Genomic DNA, 10682 nt, shown 5'->3' with positions numbered 1-10682 from the left:
AATCTAACTTCTCAACAACGTCACTAATAGAGCGGTCGCGAAAAAGACCCATTGCAATGATAAGCCAGACGACAAGCTCAGCAGGTAACTTACGTTTGCGAATACTTGCTTTATCGGTCTGTTCGAGCACATTAGAAATCCACTCAAGAGGGATATGTTTCTGAAATGTAGATAAAGAGTCAGGAGTGGCGAATATATCCNATGTAGATAAAGAGTCAGGAGTGGCGAATATATCCGTATCAAGTAACCAATGACTAAGCATAAAAATACCCTCATAATCAAAAGATGATAAGGGTATTGTGAAGCAACCAAAAGATCGGTCAACCGATCAAAAATACCTTAACTGATCGGTGTTAGCCCAAGAGCGACTTTAAATATTTACTATATTTGAACTATGAGCGCTTAAATGCAATTTCACCGTCGATATGAATATCACGCTGCGGAAAAGCAATCACTACATCATGCTTTTCAAATACAGCGTAAATACTAAAACGAATATCACTGCGTACTTTTCTAAGCATGGTTTCAGACTCGGCACATACCCAAAAAATAGCATTAAATACAAGTGAGCTGTCAGCAAAGTCATCAAATAACACTGACGACTTTGGATTAGCCAATATAGATTCATGGTCATCAAGTACTTGTTGTATTAACTTTTTAACAAGTAATACGTCTGATCCATAGGCAACACCTACACTGACCGATGAGCGGGCATTGCCATCAATTAATGTCCAGTTTGTTACTGTGTTTTCTAGTAGCTGGCTGTTAGGTATAAGCATATGTACGCCATCGTTTCGGCGAATACGTGTTGAACGTGTATTTATTGTTTCTACCACACCTTTTGCATTACCTACTTCTAAAAAGTCACCTATACGTATTGGGCGCTCCCACATTAATATCCAGCCACTAATAAAGTTATTAATAATATTTTGCGCGCCAAAACCAACACCAATGGCAATAGCACCCGATACAAATGCAAATGCAGTAACGGGAATACTGAGCACTTCTAGTGAGGTGAAAACCAAAATAGCGATACTAATAATAAAATAAATACGCGTAAATAAATGTACGGCATCTTGGCTTAGTTTTTTTGCAAGTAAGGTTCTTTTTATTAACTTACCTATGCGCGTAACAACAAACCAAATGGCAAAGAGTATTAAAGGTATTTTAATAATTTTGGCTACGGTTATATGTATATCGCTGTAACTAAATACAACAAAGGCAAGAATTTGGTTTATTTGTTCTAACGTCATTTATTTTTCCAAACAAGCAAGGAGCGCTTTAAAATTAAATCGCTTTAAGTGAAATAGGTTCAGTGTTAGGTAAGTTTAACCGTCATAATATAACTAAAACGCGAAGTTAATAAGTTCAATATGTACTTTATATACAATTTATTAACTAACTATTGCAACAAGTGCTATATATGTAGTTAAAGAGCACTGGAGGTTACTATGTCACAACTTACTTTAAATCAACGACTAGCCACTCTACAACCGCAAGTAGATCTAAATTTATTTGAGAGTAGCCTAGATTATCGCAACAAAATATTATGCTTACTTGCCCAGCAAGAGCAAACATTAGCTACTATTAATAAAGAATTTGGACAGCAGCAACCAACGAGCATTGGCTCTGAAAAAAGATTTGTTCTTGGCTACAATTAAAATTCTCAATACACTAATTATTCCCTTTTTATATATCTAGAGTAGCTCAAAGGATGTTTTTAGAGCTACTTTTACCTACCTTAATGTTAATTATTAGCTAATTTGCGTTCAAATCCCCCTTAATACCGATAAACTTTATTGTATATAAATCAAAATTTGGTAAGTTAACTGGGTTTTTCGACTCGCAAAGCCTATTTCGGCTAATTTTCCTATGGAGTTATTATGCGTAAAACCCTGATCGCCACTACTATAGCTAGTGCACTAATACTATCGGCCTGTTCAACAACTGAAACAAAAGACACGGCAAAAGAGAGCGCAGCTCAAGTACAAGATATGAACGCAGACAATGTTTTATTTAAACCAAGCCCATTACAATACATGGCACCAGAGTTTGATAAATTTGGTACAAAAGACTACGAAGCTGCATTCGATGCTGGTATCGCACAGCACACGGCACAAGTACAAGCCATTGCTAACAACCCTGCTCCAGCAACATTTGAAAACACATTAGTTAAAATGGAATTGTCAGGGGAGCTATTAAATCGCGTATCGGCTGCTTTTTATAACTTATCTGGTTTAATTTCAGATGCTGAATACCAGCGTATTGATGAAAAAATGGCGCCTGTATTATCTGCTCACTCAGATGATATTTACTTAAACGGTGAATTATTTAAGCGCGTACAAACAATTTACGACAATCAAGATAAATTAAACGCAGAAGATAAACGCCTAGTTGATTTTTACTACAAGCAGTTTGTAAAAGCAGGTGCTAAATTAAATGACGCTGAAAAAGCTAAAATGCGTGAAATTAACTCAGAGCTAGCTCAGCTATCTACTGCGTTTTCACAAAACATTTTAAAATCGTTTAAAGAAGACGTTATTGTAGTTACAGACAAAAGTAAATTAGCGGGTCTTTCTGAAGGCGAAATTGCAGGCCTTGCAGCTTCAGCTAAAAAAGCGGGCAAAGACGGCTACATGATCACTTTGGTAAATACAACGCAACAACCAATTTTAAGCAGCCTTGAAAACCGCGACCTACGTGAGCGAATTTTTAAAGCTTCTGCAAACCGTGCAGCAAAAACTAACGGCCCTATTATTATTAAAGAAACCAACCTACGCGCTCAAAAAGCAGAGCTTTTAGGCTACAAAGATTGGGCTTCTTATGTAATGACGTCGCGTATGGCACAAACAACTGATAACGTTTACGGCATCCTTGATGACCTAGCACCAAAAGCAGTTGAAAAAGCAAAAATTGAAGCAGCCGCTATTCAAAAAGTGATTAACGATTCAGGCGAAAGCTTTGAGCTTAAACCATGGGATTGGACTTTTTATGCTGAAAAAGTACGTGCAGAAAAGTACAACTTAGACCCAGCACTTGTTAAACCATACTTTGAAATGCAATCGGTTATTCACGATGGCTTATTCTTTGCAATGAACAAACTGTACGGTATTACGTTTAAAGAACGTAAAGATCTTCCTGTTTATCATGAAGATGTAACCGTATACGAAGTATTTAACGCTGATGGCAGCGCTATTGGTTTATTTTACTTAGACCCATATGCACGTGAAGGTAAACGTGGCGGTGCATGGATGAGTGCATACGTTAGCGAAAGCGGCTTAAAAGGCACCAAACCTGTTATTTACAATGCGCAGAACATTCCAAAACCTGCTGCAGGCGAGCCTACGCTAATGACGTTTGACGAAGTGTCTACTATGTTCCATGAATTTGGTCATGCTGCACACGGGTTATTCTCAGATGTTAAATACCCAAGCCTAGCGGGTACTGCAACAGCGCGTGACTTTGTTGAATTTCCGTCACAAGCAAATGAAGATTGGATGATTGAGCCTACGGTACTTGCTAACTATGCGAAACATTACAAAACAGGTGAGCCAATTCCACAAGCTTTACTTGATAAAGTACTTGAATCGCAAAAATTCAACCAAGGTTACGGCACTACTGAGTATTTAGCAGCAGCACTACTTGATATGGAATGGCATTCATTTGGTTCTGATAAGAAAATTACTGACGTTCAAAAGTTTGAGCAAGACGCATTAGAAAAGCATGGTATTGCTTACTACCCTGTACCACCGCGTTATAAATCAAACTTTTTTAGCCACACATTTGCAGGTGGTTATTCAGCGGGTTACTACGCGTACCTATGGACTGAAGTGTTTGCAGCAGACGCCTTTGCACATATGGAAAACAACGGCGGCTTAACACGTAAAAATGGTGATAAGTTCCGTAAAGAAATCCTATCAAAAGGTAACAGCCGCGACTTAATGCAAAGCTACATTGAGTTTAGAGGTCAAAAACCAACTACCGACGCACTACTTAAGCGCCGTGGTTTAGTTGAATAGTTAATAACTTAGTTTATTAATTATTGCTTTATAAAAGCCCGCTTGCGGGCTTTTATTGTTTATACATTAATTTATAACAGATAAACTGCTGCCATTAATTATTTAGAGACGACGGCTATGCGGTACTTATTTGCAGTAACTTTACTTTGGGCATTTTCATTTAGTTTAATTGGTGTGTATTTAGCAGGTCAGGTTGATGCATGGTTTAGTGTGTTAATTCGCATAGCACTAGCAACTATCGTATTTTTACCATTTTTAAAGTTTAAACAAACACCTAAACCTTTAGCCTTAAAGCTCATGCTGATTGGCGCTATACAACTTGGTGTTATGTATAGCTTTTACTACCACTCCTTTTTATTTTTAAGCGTCCCCGAAGTACTGTTATTTACCGTAATGACCCCTATTTACATTACTTTATTAAACGACGCGCTTGAAAAGAAATTCAATCCACGGTTTTTTATAGTTGCACTTATTGCTGTTTTTGGCGCAGTTGCAATTCGTTATGAGGACTTAAACAACAACTTTTTAATCGGCTTATTACTCGTACAAGCTGCCAATATTTGTTTTGCAACAGGGCAAGTTACTTACAAACGTTTAATGGTAAATAATACACTTGACGATAAAGCGATATTTGGTTGGTTTTTTATTGGGGCGTTAATTGTTGCCATTATATGCTACGTTTTATTTGGTGATGCAAGCAAACTCCCAAGTACATCTACCCAGTGGGGCGTGCTTATTTATTTAGGTATTATTGCCTCTGGTCTTGGCTATTTTGCATGGAATAAAGGCGCAACGCTTGTAAATGTAGGTGCCTTGGCAGTTATGAATAACCTTCTCATTCCGGCTGGTATTATTATTAATGTACTTATTTGGAACCGAGACGCTGACATAGTCAGGTTAAGTATTGGAGCTGGCATAATGTTAGGCGCCTTGTTAGTGAATCAAGTTATTAATAAAAAAGTAAATTAATACGTTTGTAGCTAAATTGTCATTAATAATCATTAAGGTAGTACAAATTTTACTTTTTAAGGATAAACAATGAAACGTATCACCTTACTTACAAGCGGTATATTGTTAGCCACACTTGCTGGCTGCGACGACGATGTAGAAATAGTAGAAAAAGAAGTGGTTGTTACCAGCACAGAAGTTGAGATTGTTGAAGTGCCTACGCCTATTATTGTAGAGGTACCAAGTGGTGATGCGCCAGATATTCAACTAGGCACTCGTCCTTATTATCTAGTAGATGATATGAGCGACAGCAACTTAAAAACACAATTAGAATCTTGTAGTGAAGGTCCTTTTTACCGCACCGACTTTTCTATTGGTCATCGCGGTGCATCAATGCAATATCCTGAGCACACCAAAGAAGCCTACATTGCTGCAGCCAGAATGGGCGCAGGTATTGTTGAATGCGATGTTACATTTACAAACGATAAAGAACTAGTATGCCGCCACTCTCAATGCGACTTACACACCACAACTAATATTTTAGCCATCCCTGAGCTTGCAGCTAAATGCAGTGTGCCATTTACACCAGCCGACCCTACTAATGGTATTGCCGCTTCAGCTAAATGCTGTACCAGTGATATAAGCTTAGCGGAATTTTTAACCCTTGAAGGTAAAATGGATGGTGCAAACACTAATGCAACTACCGTTGCCGACTACATGGATGGTACACCAAATTGGCGCACTGACTTATATGCTACCCAAGGTACATTAATGACCCATAAACAAAGCATTGCACTGTTTAATGGGATGGGGGTAAAAATGACCCCAGAACTTAAATCGCCACAAGTAAGCATGCCATTTGATGGAATGACGCAAGAGCAATATGCGCAAAAAATGCTAGACGAGTACACACAAATGGGCGTGCCAGCCTCAAAAGTTTATCCGCAATCGTTTAACCTTGATGACGTAAAATACTGGATTAACACTAACCCTGACTTTGCAGATAAAAGCGTATACCTAGATGGTCGCGACAGTGAAGCCGGATTTGATCCAAGTAACCCACAAACATGGCAACCTGGTATGGACGAACTTGTGGCTGACGGCGTTAAAATTTTAGCCCCTCCAATTTGGATGATGCTAACAATAGATAACGAAAATAATATCGTGCCATCACAATACGCAATTGACGCAAAAGCAGCAGGTTTAGAGCTTATTGCATGGAGCCTTGAGCGCTCAGGTCCGCTTAATGAAGGCGGTGGATATTACTATCAATCTATTGCTGATGTTATAGATAACGATGGCGATATGATGACGGTCGTTGATGTGCTCGCAAAAGACGTTGGGGTAATGGCTATATTTTCAGATTGGCCGGCTACCGTAAGTTATTACGCTAGTTGTAATAAAATGCCTGCAAGTATTTAAATACTCGACAACAAAAGTCGTTTATTTTATCGCGCTCAGTTACCATATCATTATATATAATTTTATTTAACTGAGCGCTTTTATGATAATTCAACAACATAACGCAGACTTGCCAACACCTACAGGTTTAATGCGAACAACCATCTATCGCCCTCAGGCGCAAGGGCAATTCTCTGCTATTATTTTTTATTCTGAAATTTTTCAGCAAACTGCACCTATTGCTCGCAGTGCAGCTATTTTAGCAAGCCATGGTTTTGTAGTGTTCGTACCGGAAGTATTTCACGAGTTAAATCCTATGGGCACTGTGCTTGCTTACGACGATGCAGGTAAAGATAAAGGCAATGCAGATAAGTGGGCAAAACCACTTGAGCATCATGATAGCGACACGCAAGCCATGATCGACTTTATAAAGCAGCAGCATTACTGCACAGGTACAGTGGGCGCTATGGGCGTATGTATTGGCGGGCATTTAGCTTACAGAGCGGCGCTTAACCCTGAAATTAAAGCGGCTTTTTGCTTATACGCGACTGATATTCACAGCGACACATTACCGGCAAAATCAGGTAATAACTCATTTGAACGCATGGCTGATATACAAGGCGAAATTCACTTTATATGGGGTAAACAAGACCCGCATGTGCCACAAGAAGGTCGCACTAAAATATACCAGCAATGCGTAAGCACTGGCATTAATTACCAATGGCAAGAAGTTAATGCCCAGCATGCCTTTATGCGTGATGAAGGTGAGCGATACGATGCAGCCCTTGCAATTAATATGTATCAACAAGCGGTTGCATTATTTAGCCGTACTTTATAAGTGTTTTATAAATATTTAAAAAGCGAAAATAATTAAACGCTTTTCAGCATACCCAAGGCGGTATGCTGTTTTACAAAATATGCTTTTAAGTAATCAATAAATAACCGTAGCTTTTTAGAACCCGCAGCTCCTGGCGGAAATACTCCGTACAGTTCAATATCTTTGCTTTTATAATCATCTAATATTATTTCAAGCAGCCCAGCTTGTACTTTAGGCCACGCATCGTAAAGCGGAATACGCCCAATGCCATGCCCCGCTTCTACAAAGGCAGTACGTGCAGCTGCGTTATTAGTACTTAAGGCGCCTTGCATTGCAATGTCGTGTTTTTTGCCATCTTTTGAAAGTGTTAACGTTTTACTTCCTAGCTGATAAACCACCCATTGATGATCTGCCAATTCTAAAGGCGTTTTAGGTTTACCAAAATGTGTAAAGTAATCCGGCGCGCCACAAATACAAGTGCTCATTGTAGTAAGCTTGGTTGCTTGCAAGTTGGAGTCACTCAGTGCCACACCCCTAATTGCAAAATCGAACCCATTTTTAATAATATCAACCACATCGTCAGTAAGCTGTAAGTCTATTTTAATTTTAGGGTATTGGCGCTTAAACGTATTTATTGCGGGCACAATTAGCTGCATTCCCACATTCACAGGGCAGCTAATTTTAAGTAAACCTTGCGGCTCACTCTTTATATTTTCTATTTGCTGATTAGCTGCATTAGCTTGTTCGGTAATTATTCTACAACGCTCATAATAAGCAATGCCCGCCTCAGTCAGCGCCATGGTACGAGTTGAGCGATTTAATAAAGTGACTTCAAGCTGGGTTTCTAACTTTTTTAAATGATAACTTGCTACGGCTCGCGTAAGTCCTAACTGTTTAGCGGCAGCGGTTAAGCTGCCCTGCTCTACAATTTGCGCAAATACAACCATGCTCTTTAACTGCTCAAACGACACCTTCATATGTGCTCCGTAACGTATTTTAAATTCAACCCCTCAATTGTATCAATTATTAAACCAATAAAGTTAAATTTATCATCGTTGTTTAAAGCTCTGTTAGTGCATATAGTAGTTGGTAAGCAAAATAAACTAATTCAAATCATCAGAAGGAATATATTCAATGTCTAAAAAAATACTTATGGTTCTTACATCTCACGCAGAACTTGGTAACACTGGCGAAAAAACAGGTTTTTGGGTAGAAGAATTTGCAGCCCCTTACTATGCATTTGTTGATGCAGGCGTTGAAGTAACATTAGCGTCTCCAGCTGGCGGTCAACCACCAATTGATCCGACAAGTACGCTTTCTGATTTTCAAACAGATGCAACTAAACGTTACGACGCCGATAGCGCAGCACAAACACTTATGGCAAACACTAAAGTGTTGAGTGAAGTAAAATCTAACGATTTTGATGCTGTATTTTACCCAGGCGGTCACGGTCCATTATGGGACTTAGTTGACAACGCAGATTCAATTTCGCTTATCGAAAGCTTTGTAAAAGAGCAAAAGCCTGTTGCTGCGGTATGTCATGCAAGTGCTGCATTTTTAAATGTTAAAGATGCCGATGGCAATGCATTAGTAGCGGGTAAAAAAGTAACTGGTTTTACTAACTCTGAAGAAGCTGCAGTGCAACTTACCGATATCGTGCCATTTTTAGTTGAAGACGAGCTAATTAAAAAAGGCGGCGATTATCAAAAAACTGACGACTGGGGCGTATTAGCGCTAGTAGATGGTTTAGTAATTACCGGTCAAAACCCAGCAAGCTCTGAACTAGCAGCCAAAAAACTATTAACTAAACTAGGTTAATAGTGAGTAAAAATTAAAAATAAGCACAGCATTTTATGCTGTGCTTTTTTAATTGCTTTTCATTAGCAAATACAATTCCTATACTGGCAACTCTTAAAGTCAATTAGGGCGATTATATGGCAACCAAGCCAACCACACTGTCATTACTAACTAGTACCCGCTTCGCAATTTTTAGTATTGTTGTTCTTTGCTTCGTACTACAAGTGATCAATAGCCTACCTGGTATAAACCTAAATGGTTTAGGCATATATCCACGCAGTATCCAAGGCTTAATAGGCATACTATGCGCACCTTTTTTACATGGTAGCTGGTGGCACTTCGCCAGTAATATGATCCCATTTGTAGTGTTAAGTTGGCTAATTTGCCAGTACAGCGTAAAACGTTTTTATAACGTATTTATTTTTACCGCTCTAGTTTGTGGACTGTTAGTTTGGGCATTTGGGCGCAGTTACATACATGTTGGTTTAAGCGGTGTTATATATGGTTTATGGGGCTTTATTCTATGCTACGGCTTAGTAAGACGCTCATTAAAATCAATTATAATTGCTGTTGTAGTGGCTATACTTTATAGCGGTTTTATATGGGGTGTTTTACCCCAGCGCTATCATGTATCGTTTGAAAGCCATTTATTTGGAGCACTAAGCGGATTGTTTTTAGGTTATAGATTAGCAAAAGCCGATAAATTAAAAGGTCGGTAAATTAAGTATTAGTGCCTTTAATTAATTTTTTATGGCCACATTTACCATATATGTATTTCATCTAACAGAGGTTATTTATGAGTGATAAAAACGAATACACGCCACCAAAAGTATGGACGTGGGAAAGTGAAAGTGGCGGTAAGTTTGCCAGCATTAACCGCCCAATTGCAGGCGCGACTCATGACAAAACTCTACCTATTGGTGAGCACGCATTTCAGCTTTATTCTCTTGCTACGCCAAATGGTCAAAAAGCTACGATCATGTTTGAAGAGCTTTTACAGCTTGGTTGCACCGATGCAGACTATGACGCATATTTAATAAACATAGGTGATGGCGATCAGTTTGGATCTGACTTTGTTGATATTAATCCAAACTCAAAAATCCCAGCGCTAATGGATCATTCAACCACGCCGCCTACTCGCATCTTTGAATCTGGTTCTATTTTACAGTATTTAGCTGAAAAATTTGATGTACTTATACCTAAAGATCTAAAAGCTAAAACTGAGTGTCGTAACTGGCTATTTTGGCAAATGGGCTCAGCGCCTTACTTAGGTGGCGGGTTTGGTCACTTTTATAGTTATGCACCAAGTAAAATGCAATACCCTATTGACCGTTTTACCATGGAAACTAAACGCCAGCTTGACGTGTTAAATCGCCATTTAAGCGAAAATGAATACATGGCAGGTGATGAATACTCAATTGCCGATATTGCAATTTGGCCGTGGTACGGATCGTTAGTGCTTGGAGCTTTATATGATGCAGCAGAATTTTTAGATGTTGCCTCATACACCCATGTTGTACGCTGGGCTACGCAAGTATCAGAGCGCCCTGCTGTAAAGCGCGGTCGTCGCGTAAATCGCACATGGGGTCCTGAAGAAGAGCAAATGGCAGAGCGCCATAACGATAGCGATTTCGAAGGTTAAATCTATAGAACAGCAAGTAAGGTCGTTAACACTTTAACCTGCTTGATAATTTTAGGGC

11 protein-coding genes are annotated in these 10682 nt (G+C 39.1%); 8 read left to right on the top strand and 3 right to left on the bottom strand.

Going from position 1 to position 10682, the window contains the following annotated elements; translation table 11 throughout:
- Both I6F40_RS06865 and I6F40_RS06860 read right to left on the bottom strand, forming a co-directional pair.
- A partial coding sequence (locus I6F40_RS06865) for a transposase domain-containing protein (protein ID WP_231609314.1) occupies window positions 1–262 on the bottom strand: 262 nt, incomplete at its 3' end.
- Between the two features lie 130 nt (window positions 263–392).
- Entirely contained in the window at window positions 393–1253 is an 861-nt protein-coding gene (locus tag I6F40_RS06860) for a mechanosensitive ion channel family protein (RefSeq protein ID WP_197192690.1), read from the bottom strand.
- A 198-nt stretch (window positions 1254–1451) separates the two neighbouring features.
- Between I6F40_RS06860 and I6F40_RS06855 the strand changes: the two genes are divergently transcribed.
- From I6F40_RS06855 to I6F40_RS06835, 5 genes are all read left to right on the top strand, one after another.
- Window positions 1452–1661 carry a hypothetical protein gene (locus I6F40_RS06855; protein WP_166378658.1) on the top strand — a complete coding sequence of 70 codons (210 nt, stop codon included), beginning with the start codon at window positions 1452–1454 and terminating at the stop codon, window positions 1659–1661.
- A 222-nt stretch (window positions 1662–1883) separates the two neighbouring features.
- Entirely contained in the window at window positions 1884–4019 is a 2136-nt protein-coding gene (locus I6F40_RS06850) for a M3 family metallopeptidase (RefSeq protein ID WP_166378660.1), read from the top strand.
- A gap of 117 nt (window positions 4020–4136) precedes the next feature.
- Window positions 4137–4988 carry a carboxylate/amino acid/amine transporter gene (locus I6F40_RS06845; protein WP_166378663.1) on the top strand — a complete coding sequence of 284 codons (852 nt, stop codon included), beginning with the start codon at window positions 4137–4139 and terminating at the stop codon, window positions 4986–4988.
- 69 nt (window positions 4989–5057) lie between these two features.
- Window positions 5058–6389, top strand: coding sequence for a glycerophosphodiester phosphodiesterase family protein (locus I6F40_RS06840; RefSeq protein ID WP_197192689.1), 1332 nt, complete (start codon window positions 5058–5060; stop codon window positions 6387–6389).
- A gap of 82 nt (window positions 6390–6471) precedes the next feature.
- Window positions 6472–7206 carry a dienelactone hydrolase family protein gene (locus I6F40_RS06835; protein ID WP_166378667.1) on the top strand — a complete coding sequence of 245 codons (735 nt, stop codon included), beginning with the start codon at window positions 6472–6474 and terminating at the stop codon, window positions 7204–7206.
- Window positions 7207–7238: 32 nt separating this feature from the next.
- On the opposite strand, the gene I6F40_RS06830 is transcribed toward I6F40_RS06835, so the two are convergent.
- On the bottom strand, window positions 7239–8162 hold the full coding sequence (locus I6F40_RS06830; RefSeq protein ID WP_010555363.1) for a LysR family transcriptional regulator: 924 nt from the start codon (window positions 8160–8162) through the stop codon (window positions 7239–7241).
- Between the two features lie 157 nt (window positions 8163–8319).
- Between I6F40_RS06830 and I6F40_RS06825 the strand changes: the two genes are divergently transcribed.
- From I6F40_RS06825 to yghU, 3 genes are all read left to right on the top strand, one after another.
- Window positions 8320–9003, top strand: a complete 684-nt coding sequence (locus I6F40_RS06825; protein ID WP_166378669.1) for a type 1 glutamine amidotransferase domain-containing protein — start codon at window positions 8320–8322, stop codon at window positions 9001–9003.
- Between the two features lie 116 nt (window positions 9004–9119).
- Complete coding sequence (locus I6F40_RS06820; RefSeq protein WP_166378671.1) at window positions 9120–9701, top strand: rhomboid family intramembrane serine protease; 582 nt, start codon at window positions 9120–9122, stop codon at window positions 9699–9701.
- 77 nt (window positions 9702–9778) lie between these two features.
- Entirely contained in the window at window positions 9779–10624 is an 846-nt protein-coding gene (gene yghU, locus I6F40_RS06815; RefSeq protein WP_024589239.1) for a glutathione-dependent disulfide-bond oxidoreductase, read from the top strand.
- Window positions 10625–10682 lie beyond the last annotated feature (58 nt).

The organism is Pseudoalteromonas sp. SWXJ133 (assembly GCF_015864365.1).
GTDB lineage: Bacteria > Pseudomonadota > Gammaproteobacteria > Enterobacterales > Alteromonadaceae > Pseudoalteromonas > Pseudoalteromonas arctica.
The sequence above is the reverse complement of the archived record's forward strand: the minus strand, read 5'-3'. Positions and strand labels throughout refer to the sequence as shown.